Raw genomic sequence first — 22750 nt, 5'->3', positions numbered from 1 at the left:
GATTCATGCTCCGGGGCTGGCAGACTGTAACGGTGCCAGCCGATTCCTCCGTGCCTCAATCCGGGTCTAGCCCCGAGTCCGATCCGTCCACGCTCGCAACTGCCCAGCAGTCCGCGTTTTCCTTCGAGGTGGGTGCGCGGCTCAGCGAAACGCGCCGGCCGTCGTCGGGCTTTTTGAACGCCGACGGCGGCAGCCGTCACGGCGTCGGCGAGCGGGGCGAGTTCCTGGGCAGAACCGGCACTATCACCACGCCGCACGGCCAGATCCAGACGCCTGCATTCATCGCTGTCGGGACGAAAGCCACTGTTAAAGCCGTGCTGCCCGAATCCATGAAGGCGCTCGGCGCGCAGGCTTTGCTGGCCAACGCGTACCACCTGTACCTGCAGCCGGGACCGGAGATCCTGGACGCGGCGGGAGGGCTCGGCGCGTTCATGAACTGGGACGGGCCCACGTTCACCGACTCGGGCGGATTCCAGGTCATGAGCCTCGGCTCGGGGTTCAAGAAGGTCATCGACATGACCTCCGTGGACACGTCCGGTCCGGACGACGCCGTGGCCCCGGGCAAGGAGCGGCTGGCCCATGTGGACGAGGACGGCGTCTGGTTCAAGTCGCACTTGAACGGGGACCGGCACCGCTTCTCGCCCGAAATCTCGATGCGGGTGCAGCACCAGATCGGCGCCGACATCATGTTCGCTTTCGACGAGCTGACCACCCTGCAGAACTCCCGTGGCTACCAAGAGGAATCCCTGGAGCGGACGCGTCGCTGGGCCGAGCGTTGCGTGGTGGAGCATGAGCGGCTGACAGCCTCCCGGGCGGGCAAGCCGTACCAAGCCCTGTTCGGCGTCATCCAGGGGGCGCAGTACGAGGATCTTCGCCGCAAGGCCTGCCGGGACCTTGGCGGGATGCCGTTTGACGGTTTCGGCATCGGCGGCGCCTTGGAGAAGGAGAACCTCGGCACCATTGTGCGTTGGTGCAACGAGGAACTTCCCGAGAACAAGCCCCGGCACCTCCTTGGCATCTCCGAGCCGGACGACATCTTCACGGCCATCGAAAACGGCGCCGACACCTTCGACTGCGTCTCCCCCACCCGGGTGGCCCGCAACTCGGCATTTTACACTCCGTCCGGCCGGTACAACCTGTCCGGAGCACGCTACAAGGCGGATTTCGGGCCGCTGCAGGATGGTTGCGACTGCTATACCTGCGCCAACTATTCCCGGGCGTACATCCACCACCTGTACAAGGCCCACGAGATGGTCTCGGCCACGCTCATCTCCATCCACAACGAGCGCTTCGTGGTGAAGATGGTGGACGATACCCGCTTGGCCATCGAATCCGGGGACTTCTTCGAGTTCAAGGCCGAGACGCTGGGACGGTACTACTCGTAGGGTCTCGGCGGTCCCCGCCTCCCGCCGAGCTCGCGCCAAGGGGCGCCTCAGGGACGGTCCGCGGTCGTCACGCCGATCACCAGGAGCACCACGTTGAGCACGACGGCGGGCGTCACCAGGACTTCCGGGGCGTTGAAGAGCATGCCCAAGGCCAAGGGCACCAGGGCGAAGAGGCACAGCACGTAGCCCCGGATCCTGGTTCCGAGCATGGCGGGTCCACTCCGACCAAGCTGCATGAGGTACACCAGCTTGGTCAGGTCTTCCTGCTGGCGGAATGCGCGTCGAAGCATCCCCGCGCCCAAACCGCCTCCCGCCGCCGCACCCAGGACGAGGAGTTCCACCCGGAATCCGCCTGCCAGCACGAAGAATCCGGCAGCCGCCGTCGTCCATAACCCCATCAGCACCACCGGAAGTGCGACGTGGACCCAGCGCGAAGCTGTCCTGGAAATCGGAAGGAGGGCGTCGAGACTCGGGGCCATGCGCAATTGCCAAAGCGGCCCGGCCGCCGCAGTGGAGGAGAATATCGCAGCGGCAAGCAGCACCGGAAGCAGGATGACGGGCGAATCGAACGTCCGGACCAGCCCAGTCAAGGGAACGACGGCGAGACCCAGGCCCCAGCGCCACAGCCGCCCGGGCTGCCGGGCGAGCACGGTTGCCTCCGCATGGAAGAGCGCGCCCGCGGCGGTGCTGGGCGTCCCCGGGAGCTTGACCCGGCTGCGTTTTCCGCCGCTGGACAGCGAGGCGCTGAGCTCCCCTGTGTCCATCAGCGTCAGCGCAGCCTGGACATGTCCCCTCGCGGACCCGGCCTTGAGCAGCGAAGTCGTGCGGACGCTGGACAGCTTGTTGCGCATGCCGAGCGCCGCGGCAACCAAAGCGACAGCAGGGGCGACCGCGAAGATCCAGTTCCCCTGCAGTGTCCCGAACAGCATCGCGCCGAGGGCCGCCGAGGCGATCGCCAGCAGCCAGTTCATCGGTCTGCCTTGCCCGGCCGATGCCCGTGAACGCGTCTGGGCGAACGCGGCCAACGCGAGAATAGCCGTACCGGTCAGCGCCCCTGCCAAGACGCGCCCGGCAAACACCATTGCGGTCGAGCCGCTGATGACTGCTATCGGAATGGTGGTGAGGGCTCCGACGACGGCGGCAGCCCAGACTGCGCGGCGCAATCCTCGGGCTAGAAGCGGCTCGCGGTCGATAGCCAGTGAGTACCACCACTGCCGCTGATTCGCCGTGATGGCCAGTGGCCCGAGCCTGCCCGCCACCCAATAGGCCGCGAGAGCCAAGAGCCCGAACCCAACAAGCAGACCGTACTCAACAGGGACGACGCCGTAACTGGCCGAAATCAGGTGGCCGCCGAAGCCATGCGCTGCTGCGGCAGTGAGCCCGTTGAGGAGGCCTGTCGCGTAGATCAGGCCGACGCCGAACGTCAGGAACTGGATGTACAGTTCGTTGAGCCTGGAAAGCAAGGACTGGCCGCGCGGGCGGATGACCTTTCGCGTGGCACTCTCGGGGTCGAAGTCCACGAACTCCGGCTGCGCTACGGCAGCAGTGGACATGCTCACCGGCGAATCCTCGCCACAGCCTCGTCCGTACTTACCACGCGCGCACCGCCGTCGTCGACTATTACCGCCCGGGTACACGCCGCTTGGGCGACATCCGCATCGTGCGTGACCATGACGACGGCGGCACTCTTCTTGGCAGTCTTCGCGATCCGCTGCGCAAGGAGGCCGCGCATGCGGGTATCGAGCCGCTGCTCCGGTTCGTCGAGGACCAGCAGCTCGAAGGGGCGGATGAATGCAGAGGCCAGGAGGAGCTTCCGGCGCTGTCCCGAGGAAAGCTGATCGGGAAATGCATCGGCCACGGTTTGAAGCTCGAAAAAGCCAATCTCTTCCTCCACAGCCGCATCGGGGTTGGCGAGGCCATGCCCACGGGCCACCAAGGAAAGGTGCTCGCGGACGGTGAGTGAATCGAAGTAGGCATCCTCATCCAGCAGCACCGAGACCTTGCTGCGAAAGAGGGCCGAGCGGTCGTCCGGCATCAAGCCAAGCACGTGCGCATCGCCCTCTATGGCGGCCTGCGCGCCAATCATCGTGCGCAGCAGTGTGGACTTGCCGGCACCGTTTTCGCCCACCATCCCGAGCACCTGCCCGGGGAAAACCTCGACGTCGAGCGGTCCGCACACTGCATGCTCGCCATAGCCTGCAACAAGATTCTCGGCCGTCAGCACGGCTTTTCCCAGCTTCATCCTCTGAAACTACCGGACTTCCCTGCGGTTCCCCTGAGCCGACGGACGACGCTCGCTCACATATACCGCATCCCGGCCCGACGCTCGCTCACATAAATGCCCTCCCGACCCGACGCGCGCTCACATATGCGGCCCGCCTCCCGGATTACCTGCTCAGGCCCAGTAGCTAGGCTCGCGCTTCTTGATCCAGCCAATGACCAAGGACGTCACGGGCACGAGGATGTATTGGACACCGACCTTGTACACGAAGCCAACCAGCACGTAATTGACGAAGCTTCCGAAGTCCGTAATGCCAATGACCGAGGCCGCGATGCTGCAGAAGATGAGCGTGTCCACGAATTCGCCCACCCCGGATGAACCCATGAGCCGGGCCCAGAGGGTTCTCTCACCCGAACGGGCCTTCATCTTGACCAGGATCAAGGAGTTGATCGTTTGGCCGGCCAGGAACGCGAGAAGTGAAGCAAGGACGATCTGGGGAACCGGTCCCAGTGCGCCTTCGATGGCAGCCTGCTTGGCATTGCCGTAATCGTCATTGAAACCGGGGAGCGCGATGATGATCCAGTAGCAGAGCGACGCGAATGCTGACAGTGCGAACGAGGTGATGATTGCTTTACGGGCAACCTTGAATCCATAAATCTCGCTCATCACATCGCCAAGAATGTAGGCAAGCGGAAAGAGGAAGAATCCGCCATCGGTGATGATCGGACCGAAGACGACGCCTTTGGCAGCGCCAATGTTGGACAGGATCAGGACGACAGCCATGCATGCCAGCATGATGCCAAAGTATGGAGAGCCAATTGACGCGAAACGAGGCGCGGGTTTACTCAGGGTCTGGGATTCTGATGCTGACGTCATCGCTTGTCCGTTCGTAGTGGTTCGCGCAGGCGGCCGGAGTTAGCACGGCGCCCCGCTGTATTAGCACTGGTGGTGGACCCGCCTGCAAAACCGCGGTGCCTCCCCCATTCTCGCATCGAGGAATCGCGAATGGTCGGGCAAACTCGCCACCGTCCATAACGTTCCATCAGATCAAGTGAGCGAGCGTCCGGCCAAAACCCCATATATGTGAGCGAGCGTCCGGCCAAAACCCGACATATGTGAGCGAGGGTCGGAGTCGGCCCGAACCTCGCTTCGATGCCCTCTGGCAGGGGCGATGCGCGCTGGGGCAAGCTGGGTCCAAGACCCGCTGAACGGCGGGGCACGGAGCGGAGCGAAGGAAGCGCATGGCAGAGCACTTTGACACGGTGGACGACTACATCGCGGCGCAGCCCGGCGACGTGCAAACCATCCTTCACGAGATCCGACGGCGGGCCCTGGCAGCAGTGCCCGGAGCCGCGGACCGGATCAGTTACGGTATCCCCACCATCACGCTCGACGGGCACTACGTGGTGTATTTCGCGGCGTGGAAGCACCACGTCTCCGTCTATCCAGTGCCCGACGGCGGCGAGGACTTCGAGCGCGAAATCGCCCTTTTCCGGTCGGCCAAGGGGACGTTGAAATTCCCTCTGGGGAAGCCTATTCCGTACGAGCTCATCGAAAAGGTGGCGACGCTGCTGGCTGAGCGCGAGCGGCAGCGGGGGTACTGACAATCGACCTGAGCAGGGGTACGGTACAGCCATGCGCCGCGATGAGCTCGAGCACGCCATCCGGGCCGCTACGGATATCATCCACGGCGACCGGGTGATCGTGATCGGTAGCCAGTCAATTCTGGGATCCTTCACGGAGGACCAACTACCTGGGGCCATCACCATGTCCGATGCCGTCGACATTGCCCCGTTTTCCGATGACGACGCCGGGACGCTTGCGGACAGCATCGATTCCGCGCTCGGTGAGTGGTCGCCTTTCCACAAGGAGTTCGGGTTCTACGTCCAGGCTGTCGAGAGGGAGACTGCGGTGCTACCGGCCGACTGGGAGTACCGGCTCGTTGGCGTGCGCAACGAGGCGACCCGGAACAGCACCGGGCTTTGCCTGGATCCCTACGATCTGTGCGCGGCCAAGCTCATCGCAGCGCGGCCCAAGGATCATGCGTTCGTTCTGGCGCTCATCGAAACGTCCCTCATCGACCGTGTCCGGCTCGTCGACAGAATCAGGCTGATAGACCCATCCGAGCCTCGCCGCGATGCGGCTTTGTCCTGGGCCATGTCCGTCTGAGCTGAAGGAGCAAGGTAAATGACCAAGGTAGTCGCACTCATGTCGATGTCCCTCGATGGCTACGTGGCCGATCTTGAGGACGGCGTCGAGGAGGTCTTCGACTGGTACTTCGCAGGTGACGTCGACGTCCCGACCCACAATCCGGGCTTCACATTCCACGTCTCGGCAGCGAGCGCGGAACACCTACGGGCTTTGATGGGCGAGGTGGGGGCGATGCTCACCGGGCGGCGCACCTCGGACCGCGCCGAGGCCTGGGGCGGGCAGCACCCGTTCGGCGTACCTGCATTCGTGGTGACGCACCAGATGCCCGAGGGGTGGCCCCGTTCCGACTCCGCGGTGCATTTCGTCACCGACGGACTGGAAAGCGCCGTCGCCAAGGCAAAGGCCGCGGCTGGCGACAAGATCGTCGGCATGCACGGGCCAGACACCATTCGGCAGTGCCTCGACGCCGGCCTGCTTGACGAGATCCGCGTCGACTTGGTTCCACTGCTGCTCGGATCCGGTATCCGGATGTTCGATCGCGTTGGGAACGCGCCGCTCACCTTGGGTAACCCGACCGTCGTCGAGGGCGTGGGGGTCACGCACTTGAGCTATCCGGTCCTCAAGTAGTCCGCGTCACGCCGCCACAAAACTACCCCGAGTGCGCCTCCAGGAACGCGTACACCTCGGTCTCGTCGACGCCGGGGAACGCACCCGGCGGCATGGCAGCCAGGAGGTGCGAGTGGGCGCGGGCGGACGGCCAGGCGTTGCCTGCCCAGGAATTAGCCAACGACGCCGGCGGGCGCTTGCAGCAGTTCGGGTCCGGGCACGTCGAAGTAGCCCGCGCCGTCGTCTCCCTCCCGCGGAACCACTTCACGTGCTGGTACGGCACGCCGATGCTGAGCGAGAACTCGCCTGCGGCCGAGCGTTCGGTGCGCGCCGTGCACCAATAGGTGCCGGAGACGGTGTCGGTGTACTGGCTGTAGGCGCTGAACTTGTCCGGAACGTCGAACACGGCACGCGAGGTCCATGCCTTGCACGCCGGTTGGCCCTCAATGGCGCCGGTATGGTCCTGGGGGAAGGCCACGCCGTCGTTCTCGTAGGCCTTGTAGATGATGCCGCTCTGGTGGGTCTTCTGGAAGTGCGTGGTGATGCCCAGGTGCTTCGTCGCGAGGTTGGTGAAGCGGTGTGCCGCGGTTTCGTAGGAGACGGCGAAGGCGTCCCGGATGTCTTCGACCGCGATCTCCTTGGCGGCTTTCGCCTTTTGGAGGAACTCCAGGGTTGCGTTCTCGGGCAGGAGGAGAGCCGCGGCGAAGTAGTTCGTCGCGACCCGCTGCGCCAGGAAGTCGCCGTAGTTCTTGGGCGTCTCGTGGCCCAGGACGTAGTGGCCCAGGGCCTGCAGGAGCACCGAACGGGGATCATGGTCCTGCCGCTGGCTCTGCGTGAGATAAATTCGGTGATTCTTTAGATCGGTCACTGAACGGGTGGAATGGGGCAGGTCGCCCACGTGGTGGAGCGTGAATCCGAGGTGGTCCGCGATGTCCGCAATGACGTGCTGGCTCAAGGGACCGGTAGTGTATCCAACCCCTTTGAGGACCTTCTGCGCCTCGGCCTCGTACTCCGGAAAATAGTTGCCGCGCTCGCGCATCATGGCACGCAGTTCGCCGTTCGCGCGGCGAGCCTCTTCCGGCGTCGCGACCTGCTCGTTGAGCTTGCGTTCAAGCTCCTGCAGGAGGCCCACTTGCGACTCGAGAACATCGAGCGGAAGCCGCGAGCTGACGCGGATTTTAGGCAGGTTCAGCGACTCGTACAGGGGCCCGCGCTGGTACCGTTCGAGCTCGATTTCCAAGGCCGCGCGGCGGCTGGGCGGTTCCGCGCCGAGCAGCTGGTCGATGCCGACATTCAGTGCCGCCGCGAGCTGCTTCAGCAGCCCCAGTTTGGGCTCGCGCTTGCCGTTCTCGATGAGGCTCAACTGGCTGGGGGCGGTCCCGACGGCGGCACTCACGTCGTCGAGGGTCAGTCCGGCCTGCTTGCGCAGATACCGCACGCGGCGGCCCAGGCTGATGACGTCCAGTTCGGCGGTGGAAGCGGACGACGACGGCGGCGGTACTTCGCGGTTCCAGCTCACAGGTGACATTTCTTGAGGATACGCGAAGAAGTGCATTTCTTTCCATGGTTTTTATCTAGAAAGCCTCTTGAAAGTGCTGAAAAGTAATAACCACGAAGTCCCGGTCGATCTGAACTGCAATGGCGCAGCGAAGGTCGGCCGGGGCGACATACACAGCAACACGCCACAGTAGCGTCAAAGGAGACAGAACAATGACCGCAGCATTTGAACCAGGGCAGCCCACCTCCGCTCAGCAGCAGGCCGCCGCACTGGAGCTCGAATGGGCTGCCAACCCGCGTTGGGAAGGCGTCACCCGCGATTACTCGGCCACCGACGTCGTCCGCCTTCGCGGCCGCGTCTCCGAAGAGCACACCCTGGCCAGGCGCGGCTCCGAGAAGCTGTGGAAGCAACTCACGGAAGAGGCTAAGACCGGCGGTTACACCAACGCCCTCGGCGCGCTGACCGGCAACCAGGCCGTGCAGCAGGTCAAGGCCGGGCTGCGGGCCATCTACCTTTCCGGCTGGCAAGTCGCCGCCGACGCCAACAACTCCGGCCACACCTACCCGGACCAGTCGCTCTACCCGGCGAACTCGGTCCCCACCGTGGTCCGCCGCATCAACAACGCCCTGCTCCGCGCCGACCAGATCGAATTCTCCGAAGGCATCCAGACCGTCGAAGACTGGCTGGTCCCGATCGTCGCCGACGCCGAAGCCGGTTTCGGCGGCCCGCTGAACGCCTACGAACTCATGAAATCCATGATCCAGGCCGGCGCCGCGGGCGTGCACTGGGAAGACCAGCTGGCGTCCGAGAAGAAGTGCGGCCACCTCGGCGGCAAGGTGCTCATCCCCACCCAGCAGCACGTCCGGACCCTTAACGCCGCCCGCCTCGCGGCCGACGTCGCGGGCACCCCGTCGGTGATCATCGCCCGTACCGACGCCGAGGCAGCCACCCTGATCACCTCCGACGTGGACGAGCGCGACCAGGAATTCATCACCGGTGAACGGACCGCTGAGGGCTTCTACAAGGTCCGCAACGGCATCGAGCCCTGCATCGCCCGCGCCAAGGCCTACGCCCCCTATTCTGACCTCATCTGGATGGAAACGGGCACCCCGGACCTCGAGCTGGCCCGCAAGTTCGCCGAGTCCGTCAAGTCCGAGTTCCCGGACCAGATGCTCTCCTACAACTGCTCCCCGTCGTTCAACTGGCGCAAGCACCTGGACGACGCCACCATCGCGAAGTTCCAGCGTGAACTCGGCGCGATGGGCTTCACGTTCCAGTTCATCACCCTGGCCGGCTTCCACGCCCTGAACTACTCGATGTTCGACCTTGCCCACGGCTACGCCCGCGAAGGCATGAGCGCCTACGTCGAACTCCAGGAAAAGGAATTCGCCTCCGAGTCCCGCGGCTACACCGCAACCAAGCACCAGCGCGAAGTCGGCACCGGCTACTTCGACGACATCGCAACTGCGCTCAACCCGAACGCATCCACCCTGGCCCTGGTGGGATCCACCGAAGAAGGCCAGTTCCACTAATCCCCAGCCGCTCCCTCCGCTCGCAAGCTCGCGAGGGAACCCGGCGGCAGTGGGCCCATCCCGACGGCGGGCCGCTGCCCCAGCGGTGCGGCCGGCGAAGGCAATCCTCCGCGTGCTATTCCCCATCCCCGTCCTATGGCCTCGCAAAGCTCGGCCGAGGACGGGGACAGGGCCCCTTTACGCAGGCTGCCGCAATACCGGCCCTCCGGCCTTGAGCGTAAGGCGCCTTACCGGCAGCCGGAGAAGGTGATCCGGAAGCGTGCGTAAAAGGGGCCCTGTCCCCGCCCCGGCCGAGCTTTGCGAGGCCTCCTCGGGCGGGGATGGGGAATAGCACGCGGAGGATTGCCTTGGTCGGCACGCAACCCGGCCCCGAACCCAGCCAAACCAACAGCCCGCCGTCGAACATTGCTTCTCTGAGGAGAGATTGAAATGAATAGCTTCACCGACAATTACACGATCAACGGCATCACGCTGACCGCCCAGCCCATTCACCGGCAGAACGAGGTCCTTACTCCGGATGCCATTGAGTTCGTGGCAACCCTGCACCGGGCTACGGCGGAGCGTCGCCAGGAGCTGATGCAGGCCCGGCACGCCCGCCGCGGCCAGATCGCGAGCGGCCAGGACCCGCGGTTCCTCCCGGAGACGGCGGAAATCCGGAATGATCCGAACTGGCGGGTCGCTCCCCCGGCGCCGGGCCTGGAGGACCGACGTGTGGAGATCACCGGGCCGGTTGACCGGAAGATGACCATCAACGCGCTGAACTCCGGCGCCAAGGTGTGGCTGGCCGACATGGAAGACTCCTCCACCCCCACCTGGCGCAACGTCATCCAGGGCCAGTTGAACCTCACGGATGCCCTGGAACGCCGGATCGACTTCACGTCGCCCGAGGGCAAGGAGTACAAGCTCCGTGCCGCCGAGGAACTGCCGACCATCGTGGTCCGGCCCCGCGGCTGGCACCTGCCGGAGAAACACATGCTCATCGACGGGAAGCCCGTTGCCGGTGGCGTGGTCGACTTCGGCCTGTTCTTCTTCCACAACGCCCGCCGCCTGCTGGCACAGGGCAAGGGCCCGTACTTCTACCTGCCCAAGATCGAGAACCACCTCGAGGCCCGCCTCTGGAACGACATCTTCATCCAGGCCCAGGACCTGCTCGGCATCCCGCAGGGCACCATCCGCGCCACGGTGCTGATCGAGACCATCACCGCGGCGTTCGAAATGGAGGAAATCCTGTACGAGCTGCGCGATCACGCCTCGGGCCTAAACGCCGGCCGCTGGGACTACATCTTCTCCGTCATCAAGAACTTCCGCACCCGCGGCCCCCGCTTCGTGCTGCCGGACCGCGCCCAGGTCTCCATGACCCAGCCGTTCATGCGCTCCTACACCGAGCAGCTGGTCCGGGCCTGCCACCGCCGCGGCGCCATGGCGATCGGCGGCATGGCCGCAGCCGTTCCCAACCGCAAGGACGAGGCCGCCAACACGGCAGCGTTCGAAAAGGTCCGCGCGGACAAAACCCGCGAAGCCGGCGACGGATTCGACGGATCCTGGGTCGCACACCCGGACCTGGTCCCGGTGTGCCGGGAAGTGTTCGACGGCGTACTCGGGGACCGTCCGAACCAACTGGACCGTTCACGCGAGGACGTCACCCCCGACGACCGTGCCCTGATCGACGTCGCCTCCACCACGGGCACCATCACCGAAACCGGCATCCGGAACAACATCGAGGTGGGCATCCGCTACATCGAGTCCTGGCTGCGCGGCAACGGTGCCGTGGCCATCCACAACCTCATGGAAGACGCGGCAACGGCGGAGATCTCCCGTTCACAGCTGTGGCAATGGATCTACTCCCACGCCATCACCGACACCGGTGAAGTCATCACCCGCGAGTGGATCAACGACCTCCTGGACGAAGAGTTCGCACGCCTCGAACGCTTCGACGACGACCGCTTCAACGACGCCCGCAGCATCTTCGAAGAAGTCACCCTGGCCGAGGAGTTCCCCACCTTCCTGACCATCCCGGCCTACGCCCGCTACCTCACCGAAGCCCGCGAGGAAGCGACCAAGGAAGAACTCGTCGCCGCCTGAATCCGTAGATAAAAGCTCCCGCCGCTGGGCTGTCTGCACTCTTCGCAACAAGTGACCCCGATGGTCGGGGAGGGCAGCCCAGCGACGGAACCCCTTCATCAACACGCGCGAACTGGCAGCAGATGACCCCAAAACGCTTGGGAACGGTCATCTGCTGCCAGTTCGCGCGGGGTTAAGGGACGACGACGTTCGCGCGGGGTTAGCGTTGCCGGGCCACCCAGCGCACCGAGAGGGTGGTACAGACGCAGAACGCGGCGACCGAGCCAACGATTACCAGGAGCGGCACGGTCCAGCTGCCGGAGACGCTGTGCACGTAGCCGATGACGGTTGGAGCCAAGGCCGCGAAGCAGTAACCGACCCCTTGCACGACGGCGGACATCTTCCCTGCCGAGGCTTGGTCGCGGGCGAACTTGATGATGGCGATGAAGATGACCGTGATGCCGCCACCCTGCGCGACTCCGCCGAGGGATGACCACAGCCACCACCAGCCCGGGGCCAGCAACAAGCCCAACGGCACTGTGAGCCACAAGGCACCCAAGGTGGCCGCCACCGCCGTCGTACTGGCGAAACGGGCGAGCAGCGGGACGCCGAGGCCACCGACAATCGCGAGAATCTGGAAGAGCGACGATCCCGCGCCGGCTTGTGCGGTGCCCATGCCCAGTTCGTCGGCCAGGAAGCTCGGAAGCCACGCGGTCACGCCGTAGTACGAGAATGCCTGGCCGGCGAAACCGAGCGTCAGTCCAACGGTCAGCCAGCCAACGCCGGAGGCCTTGCCGGCCCGCGAACCATCGGCGGCCGGCACCGCAGCCGGAATGAACGCGCTGTGGGCACCGACGGCTGGGATCCAGAACAGGATGGCCGCCAGCGCCAGGAGGGCACTCGCCGCGAGGGCAAGGCGCCAGCCCACGAGTTCCGCGAGCGGGGCCGTGGCCACCGAGGTCAGGAAGGACCCGATGTTCAGCGCCGCCGTGTACACACCCATAGCGGTTGCCTGGCGTCGCGGGGCGAAGTCGCGGCGGATGATGAGCGGCACGGCGATGTTGCCGATAGTGATGGCGAGGCCGATAAGGACGGTACCCACCATGACCGGAATGCCGCCGCCGCTGGAGCGGATCACGACGCCGGCCAGCACACCCGCAAGCGTGAGCATCACCGCGAATTCGGCGCCGAACCTGCGTCCGGCCATTGAGGCGAGCGGGGCGGCGAGCGAGAAGCAGAGCACTGGAATGCCCGTCAGCAGCCCGAGTTCCACGGGCGAGAATCCAAGATCCCGTTTCAGGGAATCCACCACCGGCGCAACCGCGACGAAGGGTCCTCGCATGTTGAGGGCGATGAGGCCGATGCACGCGAGGATCAGCCAGCCTCGAGGGACCTTGGCGAGCAATTGGCCGGTCATGGGGCGCACTGAAGGGCGGGGAAAGTAGGCATCACCTTCATTGCTATCACGGCGTGCCGCAGCGGAACGGCATAAGTCGCCCGTCAGCCGGTTGCTTGGAGCGTGGCCTCAATCACTGCCGGAGACAAAACGTGCTGGGTGACCATCTGGCTCGCACCGAGGATCGCGGCCTGGTCTCCCGCCATCGAGATGCCGATTCGCAGGTGCGAGGTGGCCAATGGAAGGGAGCGCCGGTAGACGACTTCGCGGATGCCGGCCACGAGGTGCTCGCCCGCCTCCCCCACGCTGCCGCCGATCACGATCATGGAGGGGTTAAGCAGATTGACCACCGTCGCCAGGACATCGCCGACGTCGCGTCCGGCCTGCCGGAGTGCCTGGATTGCTTGGAGGTTTCCCTCGGCCACGAGCCGCAGCACGTCGCCGCCGTTGCTGGCCGCGAGCCCTTGGGCGTGCAGTTGGCGGGCGACGGCGGGTCCCGAGGCGAGTGCCTCAAGGCAACCGTAGTTCCCGCAGCGGCAGAGGACGTCGTCGCCGCGGGGAACCCGGACGTGGCCGAGGTCCCCGGCGGTGCCGTTTGCGCCGCGCTGCAGCTCGCCGCTGCTGATGATGCCCGCGCCGATGCCCGTGGCGATTTTGATGAAGAGCAAATTGTCGTGGTCCGGCCAATACGCTGTGCGTTCGCCCAAGGCCATGATGTTGACGTCGTTGTCCACCAGGACGGGAACCGGCAGCGAACGCTGCATGTAACGAACCACGTCGAATCCGTCCCAGCCGGGCATGATCGGCGGCTTGATCGGCCTGCCGGTGTCGTGTTCCACCGGGCCGGGCAGCCCGATGCCGATCCCGGCAAGGTCGTCAAGGCTGCGGCCGGCTTCGGTGAGGAGCTCCCGTCCTTCCGACACAACCCTGCCAAGCACGATCTCGGGACCGTCGGCGACTTCCTGCGCGAGGCGGTGCTCGGCCAAGACTGTTCCGCCGAGATCGGTGACCGCGACGATCACGTGCGTCGCTCCGACGTCGACCGCCAAGACAACGCGGGCGGCGGGGTTGAAGGCGAAGCGCGACGGCGGCCTGCCGCCGCTGGAACTCGCCTCACCGGCGGGGCCCACGAGTCCGGAGTTCATGAGGGCGTCGATGCGCGAGGCGACGGTGGAACGGGCCAGTCCGGTGGTGATGGCGAGTTCGGCGCGGGTTCGTGCCTGGCCGTCGCGAAGAAGCTGAAACAGATCTCCTGCACGCGAAAGGCTCCCGGCGTCCTGTACGGAACCGTCCTTGCCCGGGGCTTTTTCGGGTGCTGAAGTCATGCATCAGTGATAGCACGATTGCTTATGGCTGTCACGCAGCAAAAAGATTGTCGAATGATTTTCAACTTTTGCTTGCTCATCGACAAAAGTCGTCGTAGGTTGTTTGTGAGAAGGGTCACGCAGCCCACCAGGCCGTGCTGAAACTCAGAGACTCCGTTTACGAAGAGGTAACTGATCTTGTCCAGCCACTCACAGGCAACATCGTTAGGATCACCACAGCCCCTCGGCGTCGGCATTCTTGGCGCCGGCCCGGTCACCCAAGCAATCCACCTTCCTTCCCTGGCCCGGCTCCGGAACATCCTGGAAGTCCGCCACATCATGGACGTCGACGCAGTGGTCGCCGAATCGGTCGCAGCACGCGTCGGCGCCAACCACAGCACCAGCATGGACGCGCTCCTGGGCGATCCCGACGTCGACATCGTCGCGATCTGCAGCCCCCACCAGTTCCACGCGGACCAAGTCATCGCCGCGTGCCGCGCGGGAAAGAAGGCCGTCCTCTGCGAAAAGCCCTTCGCCATGAGCGGTGAGGAGGCGGCCCGGATTTCGGCGGTCAGCGAGGAAACGGGCGTGCCGATCATCGTGGGCGCCATGCACACCTTCGATCCAGGCTGGCTCGCAGCGGAAGGCAATTGGGGCGATCTCCCTGAGAACGTCCACACCATCCGTTCTTCCATCGTTCTCCCGCCCAATGCCCGTTTCGAAGACTTCGCCACCGAAATCATCACCCGGCCCGCAGGCGGCACCCCTGACTACAGCGACATCGAGGTCATCAAGAACGCCCTCCGCGGCGGCATCATGGGACTCGCCATCCACGACCTTCCCCTCGTCCGCCGCTTCACGCCGGATTTCGAAGACCTCGAGGTGCTGCAGGCACGCCACGTGCGCCCCTTCGGTTACGTGATCTCCCTTCGTTCCGGAAAACAGGGGGCAGGTGACCGGATCATCGAACTCAGGGCAGCCATGAACAAAACCTGGAAGCCGGAATGGGTCTTCGAAGCGATCTCGGACGACGCAGCCCTTCGCGTGGACTTCACTCCTTCCTATGTACAGGCGGGTTCCGCCGTCGCAACCATCACCCGCGGCGGCACAAGCACCACCTACGGACCGTTCGAGCACAACGGCTACGAGGGCGAATGGCGCGAACTCGCCCAACTGGCCCTCGGAACCAAGCAACCGCCGTCAGCCGAAAGCCTCATCAATGACCTCACCTTCGCGATAGCCATTGCCGACGCCACAGTGGATGTCGCCGCGGCGGAGCACGCGAACAGCCATGCAGGAGCCCACTCATGAGCACCCGTTACACGGTCACTGCCACCCCGCAGGCGGAAGAGAGCGGCTCCGTGGCACTCGCGGTTGCTTCGCTTCCGGCGAGCTACGGTCCGGTAGCGGCCGGGGAGGCCGCACGGATCTCCGCCCTCGACGGCGCCGCGGGCTGGACCGCCGAGGCGATCAAGGCGATCGACGGCGGAGCGTCGGGCATAGTCGTCGTCAACCCGGTCCCGGAAAACACGGCCGCCCTGCTCAACGCCGCCGAAGCACGCGGCGTCGCGGTGGTCCTGGACCAGCGCTGGGCATCCAACCCAGGTCTCGCTGGAGCCGAAGACGCCGTCCGCACGGTAGCCGGCCGCGCCGCCATGCTAGACACGGTCGCGACGGCCGCGGCAGGCGCGGATCCGGAACGGCTGCTCACCGAGCACCTCGCCGCCGTCGTGCGCGTCACCGGGCAACTGGACGCGCTTCGCGTCCTGCACCGCGGAACGCACGGCTACACGGTTTCCGCCCGCCTCGCCAACGGAGCTCCGGTTTCGCTCCAAGGCGTGCTGAGCAACTCCCGGCCCGCCGGCGTCGACTTCCGCCTCTATACCGACGACGGCGCTGTCAGCATTGCGGTCCCGGAACCGCTTGCCGCCTGGCCGGCAGAAGTCCGCGCCACCGGGCCCCAAGGGGAAATCCTCCTGCCAACGGTTTACGAATCCGCCCACCGCACCACCTGGCGCCGGCTCAAGGAACACCTCGACGCCGGTACCCTCCCCTCCGATCTGGTTGGCTTTGCGCGGCTGACGGAATCCATCGCGCACCTCTCCTGAACCTGCACCTCTTCTTAAACACGCAACCAGCACAATCGAGCAAAACAGAGCATCAAAGCAATCATTAGCCTTCTCGACGACGAGCCGGACCGCATCAAACGCGAAGACCACGCAGCGGTCCCGAAAGGAATCATCATGAATGTTCAGTCCGAAGCCAGCCGCAATTTCTCCCGCAGGGGTTTCCTCGGCCTCACGGCGGCAGCAGCGGCTGTCCCCCTGCTCGCAGCTTGCGGTGGCGGCTCCAGCTCGAGCTCCGCTGGCGGCGCGATCAAGTTCTGGGACATGCCGTGGGCCACCCCGGCCTATAACGACGCCGCGAAGAAGATCACCGAGGGCTTCTCGGGGGCCAACAGCAAGGCCAGCTACCAGATCATCCAGTGGAACAACTTCTACCAGACGTTCTCCTCGGCCATTGCGTCCAAGACCGGTCCGGCGGTGTCCACCGGTGGTGGCTTCCAGGCGTTCCAGTTCGAGCAGCAGGGCCAGATCGCCTACGCGGACAAAGTCATCGATGCGCTCAAGAAGAACGGCCAGTTCGACGACTTCCTGCCCGGCGTGTTGGAGCCGTTCAAGTCGGACAAGGGCTACGTTGCTGTCCCGTGGCAGCTGGACATGCGCCCCCTGTGGTACCGCAAGTCCCTATTCGACCAGGCCGGTGTAGCGGTTCCGACCGACTGGCCCAGCCTGCTCGAGGCCGGCAAGAAGCTCAAGGGCATCGGTGCCGTCGGGTTCGCGACAGGCTCCGGAGCCGGCAACAACATCGGCAACCACTTGATGATCATGATGATGATCAACAACGGCGGTGGCGTCTTCACCAAGGACGGCCAGCTGGACGTCATGAACGACCGCAACGTGGAAGCCACCGAGTTCCTGCTCGAACTGGTCTCCAACGGCATCATCGACCCTGCGGCCGTCAGCTACACCTCGGACAACCTCGACGCGCAGTGGAAGAACAAGAAGGCCGCTTTCGGAATGTACGTGCTCGGCGTCCCGCAGCGCGTAGGCGACACCTCCGGGGATCTCCTGGTGGCCAGCCCGATGGCCGGTCCGCACGGCGACAAGGCCACACTGGTGTTCCCGAACAACATCATGATGTACAAGAACACCCCTTCCCAGGATGCTTCCGAGGCATTCCTGACCTACTACATGGGACAGCTCAAATCCCTGTGGCAGCAGAAGCTCATGAACGCGCTCCCGGTCTTCAAGTCCATCACCGAACTTCCCGAGTTTGCCAGCGATCCCAACAACGTCAAGATCGTCAAGGAATACCAGCCCATCGCGAAGACCTTCGCCGCGCAGGGAACGTCCCTCAACGCCAACCTCGCTGTCCTTGACGGCGGCCAGGCACTCAACCAGTTCACCCAGACCATCCTCACAGGCAAGACCGACGCCAAGTCGGCACTCACGGCCTTCCAGACCGGTCTCCAGTCAGTCCTCAAGAAGTAAAGCGGCCTGCCATGTCATCAACCACCGCACAATCGGGCCTGGCCCGGGCCCGCCGGGGCCTCGCCCCCGGCGGCCCGGGTGGCGGGTCACAACACCGCAGCGGCGGCCTGAACCGCAAGAGCAAACTGTCGGGCCAGACCAAACGGACCTTTTTCTGGCTCCTGCTGCCGTCCATCGTCCTGCTCGTCCTGATCAACGGCTACCCGCTGATCTACGCCGGCGTCCAGGCAACGCACGACGGCTCCCTGATCGACACCGGGAACTTTGTCGGCGTCGACAACTTCGCCACCGTACTGTCTTCGCCCGCCTTCTGGAAAGCCGCACAGTTCACGCTGTGGTTCACGATCGTCGGTGTCTTCGGATCCTGGCTGGTGGGCCTTGGCCTGGCCCTGCTCCTGCGCACCAAGATCCCGGCGGGCGGCACCTTCAAGGTCCTGCTCCTCCTGCCCTGGGTGGTGCCGATCGTGGTGTCCTCCACCGCCTGGAATTGGCTCGTCGCCACCCCGGACAGCCTCATCCCCTCCATCTTCCGCAACCTCGGACTGGGCACGCCGCTGTTCCTCGCCGACCCGCACCTCGCCGCCGTCATGGTCATGGTTTTCAAGGTCTGGGTCAGCTTCCCCTTCATGATGATGATGATCTCCGCCGCCCTGGCCTCCGTGGACACCACCGTCTACGAAGCGGCCAGCATGGACGGCGCCAGCAAGTGGCAACAGTTCACCCAGATCACCTTGCCGATGATCGCCCGCTCCACCTACATCAGCTGGATCCTGATGACGATCTTCTGCGTCAACGACTTCCCCACCATCTACCTGCTCACCGGCGGCGGCCCCGTCGACGCCACCACCTCACTCGTTGTCCTGGCCTACCGCAGCGTCTTCCAGGACTTCCAGACCGGTCCCGGCGTCGCCATCGCCTTCCTCATGACCCTCACCCTCGTCGTCGTGTCGGTCTTCCTGTACCGCCAGATCCGAAAGTCGAGCGTCGAATAATGAGCGCAGTACTCCACGCCCACCCCGAATCCGGACCCGCGCTCGGCGTCGCGGGACCCGAGAAAACCCGCCGCGCCCTCTCCGAAGCCGGACTGCGCGGACGCTGGTGGCGGTTCGTCCTGATCCTTGCCGTCACCGCGATCGTCCTCGTCCCGATCATGGTCACGGTGGTCCTGGCCCTCACACCGGGCCCGAACAGCACCGCCACCGGCCTGACCCTGGAAAACATCACGGGCGTCTTCTCCAAGACCCTCGCCGGCACTTGGCTGACCAACAGCCTCGTCACTACGCTTTCCACGGTGATCGTCTCTGTCGCCGTCGCCGCACCCGCCGGCTACGTCCTCTCGCGCGGCCGCTCCAAAGCCGTCTCCGGCTACTCCCTGCTGCTGTTCGTCATGCAGTCCCTGCCGATCATCACCTCCGTGGTCCCGCTGTTCATCCTCTTCGCAGGCATGGGACTCGTGGACAACCTGCTCGGCCTGATCATCATCTACGTTGGGTCCACCATGACCGTGGCCACCTGGATGATGGCGGCCTACTTCGATTCCATCCCGGTCAGCCTCGAGGAAGCCTCCTGGATCGACGGCTGCTCCGTGTTCGGATCGTTCACGAAGGTGGTGCTGCGCAATTCCCTGCCCGGCATCCTGTCCACGGCGATCTTCGCCTTCCTCCTGGCTTGGAACGACTACCTCGTAGCGATCGTGTTCCTGCGCTCCAACGAAATCTTTACCCTGCCCGTGGGCGTGCAGTCCTTCTTCCAGCAAAACCTCACCGATTGGTCCGGCGTCATGGCACTCGCCGTCGTCATGATGCTCCCGCCCATCATCGTTTTCGCCACGCTGAACAAGTACTTCAGCGTCGGCGGCATCGGCGGATCCCTCGCCGGCCGATAATCGAACCTTTTTCACGCAACTGACAACGCAAAGGAAAACCATGTCTTACTCCATCCAGCTGTATACCCTGCGCAATGCCATGCAGGAAGACCTGCCGGGCACCATCAAGAAGGTTGCCGAGATCGGTTTCACGCAGGTTGAACCCTACAATTTCGTGGCCACCGCGAAGGAGCTCGGCGCTGCGCTGAAGGAGAACGGGCTGAGCGCCCCGTCAGGGCACGCGCCGCTGTTGAGCCAGGACCAGGATGAGATCTTCGCCGCTGCGAAGGAACTGGGCATCTCCACGGTCATCGATCCGTACCTGCCTGCCGAGCACTGGCAGAACGCCGAGGACATCCAGGCCACCGCTGCAAAACTCAACGCCGCAGCGAAGAAGGGCGCCGAATACGGCATCCGCGTCGGCTACCACAACCACCAATGGGAACTTGAGTCCATCATCGAGGGCCAGACGGCGCTGGAGTACTTCGAAGGCCTCCTTGACCCGGAACTGGTCCTGGAAGTCGACACCTACTGGGCAGCTGTTGGAGGCCAGGATCCCGTGGAACTCCTCGCCCGCCTCGGCGACCGCGTGAAGTTCATCCACATCAAGGACGGCCCCGGCACCACCGACACCAAGGCCCAGCAGCCTGCCGGCCAGGGCACCATCGCGGTGCTCGACGTCGTTGCTGCCGCCAAGTCCCTGGAAGTGGGCGTCGTGGAGTTCGACGACTACGCCGGAGACATCTTTGAAGGCATCGCCCAGAGCCTCGCCTTCCTTCAGGACAACGCAGCACAGGACGTGAACGCATGAGCGCCGCAACGCACCAGTCCACCCCGTCCACCCGGCGGGGGCCGGTGGGTGTCGCGGTCATCGGGGCGGGCAACATCAGCAAGGCGTACCTGGACAATCTGACGGTGTTCCCGGACCTGAAGGTCCACGTGATCGCGGATTTGTTCGAGGAAGCGGCGGAGGCCCGGGCCAAGGAATACGGCATCCCCGAGTTCGGTTCACCGGAGCTGGCGCTGAACCATCCCGACGTCGAGATCATCGTGAACCTGACCATCCCGGCAGCCCATGTCGAGGTGGCCACGGCCGCGGTGAACGCGGGCAAGCACGTCTGGACCGAGAAGCCGTTCTCCCTGGACCGCGAGTCCGGGCTGGCGTTGTTGAAGACGGCCGACGCCGCGGGCATCCGTCTGGGCTGCGCGCCGGATACCTTCCTGGGCGCGGGCCTGCAGACGGCCCGGCGGGTCATCGAACGCGGCGACATCGGCACGCCTTTGACCGCGCTGACCATGTTCCAGACCCCCGGCCCGGAATCCTGGCACCCGAACCCGGCGTTCCTCTTCGCCCACGGCGCAGGCCCGCTCTTCGACATGGGCCCCTACTACATCACCGCCCTCGTCCAGGCGTTCGGGTCGGTCCGTCGCGTCGCCGCGGTCGGGTCCAAAGCCAAGGACGTCCGCGTGGTCGGTTCCGGGCCCAGGGCCGGCGAGGAATTCCCCGTCGAGGTCCCCACCCACGTCTCCGCGATGCTCCAGTTCGAAGGCGGCGCGTCCTCGCACAGTGTCTTCAGCTTCGAATCCCCCCGCCTGCGGATGGGCTTCGTGGAGATCACCGGCACCGAAGGCACCCTGGAAGTCCCGGACCCGAACTACTTCGACGGGGACCTGAAGCTCTGGCGCGCCGGGGCCGAGGAAGCCGAAACGATCCCGGCCACGGGACCGGCCCAGGGCCGCGGGATGGGCGTGCTGGACATGGCCCGGTCCCTGCGTGCCGGTGTCCCGCACCGCGCCCAGGGGGCCCTGGCCTACCACGTGGTCGATACCCTGGTTTCCATTTCCGAGTCCGCCGAAACCGGCACCTTTGTAGGCGTCGACAGCTCCGCCGTGACCTCCCAGGCCCTCCCCGAGGACTGGGACCCCATGGCCGCCACCCTCTAGGAATCACCCATGACCAGCCCCGCCCCTACCCCCACCACCCCCCACACCGGCGAACCGGGCAAGGCACCCCTGGGTGTCGCCGCGATCGGCTACGCGTTCATGGGCAAAGCCCATTCGAACGCGTGGCGGAACGTGGCCAGCTTCTTCGACGTCCCGGCCTTCGAGCAGAAAGTGCTCGTGGGCCGGGATGCGGAACAGGTCGCCGGGGCCGCGGCCAGGTACGGGTGGGCCGAGTCCGCCACGGACTGGCGTCAGGTCATCGAACGCGATGACATCCACATCGTGGATATCTGCGCCCCGGGCTGGATGCACGCCGAAATCGCCATCGCGGCGCTGGAGGCGGGCAAGCACGTGCTCGTGGAAAAACCGCTCGCGAACACCCTGGCCGAGGCCGAAGCCATGACGGAAGCCGCGCGTGCCGCACGGGCCCGCGGCATCCAGTCCATGATCGGCTTCAACTACCGCCGCGTCCCGGCCCTCGCCCTGGCCCGCGAGCTCATCGCGGAAGGCCGGCTGGGCACCGTCCGGCACGTCCGCGCCGCCTACCTCCAGGACTGGCTCGCGGACCCCGGCTCCCCCATGACCTGGCGGCTCAACAAGGAAACCGCCGGATCCGGGGCGTTGGGTGACATCGCCTCCCACGCGATCGACCAGGTCCTGTACCTGCTCGGGGACACCGTCACCGAGGTCTCCGGCCGGCTGCACACCTTCGTGGACACCCGCCCCGGCGCGGACGGCCCCGAACACGTAACGGTCGACGACGCCGCCTGGGCCACCCTGACCCTCGCCTCCGGGGCCCTCGCCTCCGTGGAAGTCTCCCGCATGGCCACCGGCAAGAAGAACTCCCTCACGATGGAAATCTACGGCGACAAGGGCTCGCTCCTGTTCGACCTGGAATCCCTCAACGAACTGGGCTTCCTGGACGCTACCGCCCCTGTCCGGGAGCAGGGCTTCCGCCGGATCCTCGTCAACGAACCCGACCACCCCTACATGGACGCCTGGTGGCCCCAGGGCCACGTGATCGGCTGGGAGCACACCTTCACCCACCAGATCCGCGACTTCCTCTTGGCGCTCGACGCCGGGACCCCGCCCTCGCCCTCGTTCGAGGACGGCCTCGCCGTCCAGCACGTCCTGGCCGCCATCGAGGAATCCGCCGACGCCAAATCCGCCATCATCCAGGTCGCCGGCCACTAATAGCCCTGGCCTCCCAACACCGCCCGCTGACAACCGCCGT

At 65.2% G+C, this 22750-nt stretch carries 20 protein-coding genes; 14 read left to right on the top strand and 6 right to left on the bottom strand.

The annotated features are described in order from the left end of the window. Nucleotides 1-50: 50 nt before the first annotated feature. On the top strand, nucleotides 51-1385 hold the full coding sequence (tgt, locus tag ACFVTG_RS15615) for a tRNA guanosine(34) transglycosylase Tgt (protein WP_390281822.1): 1335 nt from the start codon (nucleotides 51-53) through the stop codon (nucleotides 1383-1385). A gap of 47 nt (nucleotides 1386-1432) precedes the next feature. Here the strand turns inward: tgt and ACFVTG_RS15610 are convergent, their stop codons facing one another. The 3 genes from ACFVTG_RS15610 to ACFVTG_RS15600 form a co-directional block, all read right to left on the bottom strand. Continuing rightward, nucleotides 1433-2938 (bottom strand): DUF6297 family protein, encoded by a 1506-nt coding sequence (locus tag ACFVTG_RS15610; protein WP_390281820.1) that lies wholly within the window; start codon nucleotides 2936-2938, stop codon nucleotides 1433-1435. Nucleotides 2939-2940: 2 nt separating this feature from the next. Further along, on the bottom strand, nucleotides 2941-3627 hold the full coding sequence (locus ACFVTG_RS15605; RefSeq protein ID WP_390281778.1) for an ATP-binding cassette domain-containing protein: 687 nt from the start codon (nucleotides 3625-3627) through the stop codon (nucleotides 2941-2943). Between the two features lie 153 nt (nucleotides 3628-3780). Further along, nucleotides 3781-4482 (bottom strand): queuosine precursor transporter, encoded by a 702-nt coding sequence (locus tag ACFVTG_RS15600; protein WP_078106703.1) that lies wholly within the window; start codon nucleotides 4480-4482, stop codon nucleotides 3781-3783. Between the two features lie 365 nt (nucleotides 4483-4847). On the opposite strand from ACFVTG_RS15600, the gene ACFVTG_RS15595 reads away from it, so the two are divergent. Genes ACFVTG_RS15595 through ACFVTG_RS15585 form a run of 3 tightly spaced genes read left to right on the top strand, consistent with a single transcriptional unit; the run spans nucleotide 4848 to nucleotide 6384 of the window. Beyond that, complete coding sequence (locus tag ACFVTG_RS15595) at nucleotides 4848-5210, top strand: iron chaperone (protein ID WP_390281774.1); 363 nt, start codon at nucleotides 4848-4850, stop codon at nucleotides 5208-5210. 31 nt (nucleotides 5211-5241) lie between these two features. Then, nucleotides 5242-5775, top strand: a complete 534-nt coding sequence (locus tag ACFVTG_RS15590; protein WP_284753095.1) for a DUF6036 family nucleotidyltransferase — start codon at nucleotides 5242-5244, stop codon at nucleotides 5773-5775. Nucleotides 5776-5793: 18 nt separating this feature from the next. Beyond that, nucleotides 5794-6384, top strand: a complete 591-nt coding sequence (locus ACFVTG_RS15585) for a dihydrofolate reductase family protein (RefSeq protein ID WP_390281771.1) — start codon at nucleotides 5794-5796, stop codon at nucleotides 6382-6384. Between the two features lie 22 nt (nucleotides 6385-6406). On the opposite strand, the gene ACFVTG_RS15580 is transcribed toward ACFVTG_RS15585, so the two are convergent. After that, the gene (locus ACFVTG_RS15580; RefSeq protein ID WP_284753093.1) at nucleotides 6407-7918 is read right to left on the bottom strand and encodes an XRE family transcriptional regulator; all 1512 of its coding nucleotides are present in this window, start codon (nucleotides 7916-7918) and stop codon (nucleotides 6407-6409) included. A gap of 155 nt (nucleotides 7919-8073) precedes the next feature. On the opposite strand from ACFVTG_RS15580, the gene aceA reads away from it, so the two are divergent. Continuing rightward, nucleotides 8074-9393: an isocitrate lyase gene (gene aceA, locus ACFVTG_RS15575; RefSeq protein ID WP_390281768.1), complete on the top strand. Its 1320-nt coding sequence runs from the start codon at nucleotides 8074-8076 to the stop codon at nucleotides 9391-9393. Between the two features lie 429 nt (nucleotides 9394-9822). Beyond that, nucleotides 9823-11475, top strand: coding sequence for a malate synthase A (gene aceB / locus ACFVTG_RS15570; protein WP_390281765.1), 1653 nt, complete (start codon nucleotides 9823-9825; stop codon nucleotides 11473-11475). Between the two features lie 199 nt (nucleotides 11476-11674). Here the strand turns inward: aceB and ACFVTG_RS15565 are convergent, their stop codons facing one another. Together ACFVTG_RS15565 and ACFVTG_RS15560 are read right to left on the bottom strand one after the other, a co-directional pair. Further along, nucleotides 11675-12871: a CynX/NimT family MFS transporter gene (locus ACFVTG_RS15565; RefSeq protein ID WP_390281763.1), complete on the bottom strand. Its 1197-nt coding sequence runs from the start codon at nucleotides 12869-12871 to the stop codon at nucleotides 11675-11677. 83 nt (nucleotides 12872-12954) lie between these two features. Then, entirely contained in the window at nucleotides 12955-14175 is a 1221-nt protein-coding gene (locus ACFVTG_RS15560) for an ROK family protein (RefSeq protein ID WP_390281760.1), read from the bottom strand. Nucleotides 14176-14352: 177 nt separating this feature from the next. On the opposite strand from ACFVTG_RS15560, the gene ACFVTG_RS15555 reads away from it, so the two are divergent. The 8 genes from ACFVTG_RS15555 to ACFVTG_RS15520 all read left to right on the top strand — a co-directional run bounded on the left by ACFVTG_RS15555 (nucleotide 14353) and on the right by ACFVTG_RS15520 (nucleotide 22710). Continuing rightward, nucleotides 14353-15465, top strand: coding sequence for a Gfo/Idh/MocA family protein (locus ACFVTG_RS15555; RefSeq protein WP_390281758.1), 1113 nt, complete (start codon nucleotides 14353-14355; stop codon nucleotides 15463-15465). Next, nucleotides 15462-16262 (top strand): hypothetical protein, encoded by an 801-nt coding sequence (locus tag ACFVTG_RS15550; protein ID WP_390281755.1) that lies wholly within the window; start codon nucleotides 15462-15464, stop codon nucleotides 16260-16262. The genes ACFVTG_RS15555 and ACFVTG_RS15550 overlap by 4 nt, the downstream gene beginning before the upstream one ends. 135 nt (nucleotides 16263-16397) lie before the next feature. Next, the gene (locus ACFVTG_RS15545) at nucleotides 16398-17708 is read left to right on the top strand and encodes an extracellular solute-binding protein (RefSeq protein WP_284753086.1); all 1311 of its coding nucleotides are present in this window, start codon (nucleotides 16398-16400) and stop codon (nucleotides 17706-17708) included. Between the two features lie 11 nt (nucleotides 17709-17719). Beyond that, nucleotides 17720-18700 (top strand): carbohydrate ABC transporter permease, encoded by a 981-nt coding sequence (locus ACFVTG_RS15540; protein WP_390281752.1) that lies wholly within the window; start codon nucleotides 17720-17722, stop codon nucleotides 18698-18700. After that, nucleotides 18700-19593, top strand: coding sequence for a carbohydrate ABC transporter permease (locus tag ACFVTG_RS15535; protein WP_390281750.1), 894 nt, complete (start codon nucleotides 18700-18702; stop codon nucleotides 19591-19593). The genes ACFVTG_RS15540 and ACFVTG_RS15535 overlap by 1 nt, the downstream gene beginning before the upstream one ends. Before the next feature lie 40 nt (nucleotides 19594-19633). Then, nucleotides 19634-20383: a sugar phosphate isomerase/epimerase family protein gene (locus ACFVTG_RS15530; protein ID WP_390281749.1), complete on the top strand. Its 750-nt coding sequence runs from the start codon at nucleotides 19634-19636 to the stop codon at nucleotides 20381-20383. Further along, the gene (locus tag ACFVTG_RS15525) at nucleotides 20380-21516 is read left to right on the top strand and encodes a Gfo/Idh/MocA family protein (RefSeq protein WP_390281746.1); all 1137 of its coding nucleotides are present in this window, start codon (nucleotides 20380-20382) and stop codon (nucleotides 21514-21516) included. Before ACFVTG_RS15530 ends, ACFVTG_RS15525 begins: the two co-directional genes overlap by 4 nt. A gap of 9 nt (nucleotides 21517-21525) precedes the next feature. After that, nucleotides 21526-22710 (top strand): Gfo/Idh/MocA family protein, encoded by a 1185-nt coding sequence (locus ACFVTG_RS15520; protein WP_390281744.1) that lies wholly within the window; start codon nucleotides 21526-21528, stop codon nucleotides 22708-22710. Nucleotides 22711-22750: the final 40 nt, after the last annotated feature.

It is taken from the genome of Arthrobacter sp. NPDC058127, assembly GCF_042884555.1.
In the GTDB taxonomy this organism is placed as follows: Bacteria; Actinomycetota; Actinomycetes; order Actinomycetales; family Micrococcaceae; genus Arthrobacter.
This window is presented reverse-complemented; position numbering and strand designations above follow the sequence as displayed.

Bases quoted from the DNA above. Each gene is read 5' to 3' on its own strand.
- ACFVTG_RS15610 (WP_390281820.1), bottom strand. From the start codon at position 2,938: ATGTCCACTGCTGCCGTAGCGCAGCCGGAGTTCGTGGACTTCGACCCC.
- ACFVTG_RS15605 (WP_390281778.1), bottom strand. From the start codon at position 3,627: ATGAAGCTGGGAAAAGCCGTGCTGACGGCCGAGAATCTTGTTGCAGGC.
- ACFVTG_RS15600 (WP_078106703.1), bottom strand. From the start codon at position 4,482: ATGACGTCAGCATCAGAATCCCAGACCCTGAGTAAACCCGCGCCTCGT.
- ACFVTG_RS15595 (WP_390281774.1), top strand. From the start codon at position 4,848: ATGGCAGAGCACTTTGACACGGTGGACGACTACATCGCGGCGCAGCCC.
- ACFVTG_RS15590 (WP_284753095.1), top strand. From the start codon at position 5,242: ATGCGCCGCGATGAGCTCGAGCACGCCATCCGGGCCGCTACGGATATC.
- ACFVTG_RS15585 (WP_390281771.1), top strand. From the start codon at position 5,794: ATGACCAAGGTAGTCGCACTCATGTCGATGTCCCTCGATGGCTACGTG.
- ACFVTG_RS15580 (WP_284753093.1), bottom strand. From the start codon at position 7,918: ATGCACTTCTTCGCGTATCCTCAAGAAATGTCACCTGTGAGCTGGAAC.
- aceA (WP_390281768.1), top strand. From the start codon at position 8,074: ATGACCGCAGCATTTGAACCAGGGCAGCCCACCTCCGCTCAGCAGCAG.
- aceB (WP_390281765.1), top strand. From the start codon at position 9,823: ATGAATAGCTTCACCGACAATTACACGATCAACGGCATCACGCTGACC.
- ACFVTG_RS15565 (WP_390281763.1), bottom strand. From the start codon at position 12,871: ATGACCGGCCAATTGCTCGCCAAGGTCCCTCGAGGCTGGCTGATCCTC.
- ACFVTG_RS15560 (WP_390281760.1), bottom strand. From the start codon at position 14,175: ATGACTTCAGCACCCGAAAAAGCCCCGGGCAAGGACGGTTCCGTACAG.
- ACFVTG_RS15550 (WP_390281755.1), top strand. From the start codon at position 15,462: ATGAGCACCCGTTACACGGTCACTGCCACCCCGCAGGCGGAAGAGAGC.
- ACFVTG_RS15545 (WP_284753086.1), top strand. From the start codon at position 16,398: ATGAATGTTCAGTCCGAAGCCAGCCGCAATTTCTCCCGCAGGGGTTTC.
- ACFVTG_RS15540 (WP_390281752.1), top strand. From the start codon at position 17,720: ATGTCATCAACCACCGCACAATCGGGCCTGGCCCGGGCCCGCCGGGGC.
- ACFVTG_RS15535 (WP_390281750.1), top strand. From the start codon at position 18,700: ATGAGCGCAGTACTCCACGCCCACCCCGAATCCGGACCCGCGCTCGGC.
- ACFVTG_RS15530 (WP_390281749.1), top strand. From the start codon at position 19,634: ATGTCTTACTCCATCCAGCTGTATACCCTGCGCAATGCCATGCAGGAA.
- ACFVTG_RS15525 (WP_390281746.1), top strand. From the start codon at position 20,380: ATGAGCGCCGCAACGCACCAGTCCACCCCGTCCACCCGGCGGGGGCCG.
- ACFVTG_RS15520 (WP_390281744.1), top strand. From the start codon at position 21,526: ATGACCAGCCCCGCCCCTACCCCCACCACCCCCCACACCGGCGAACCG.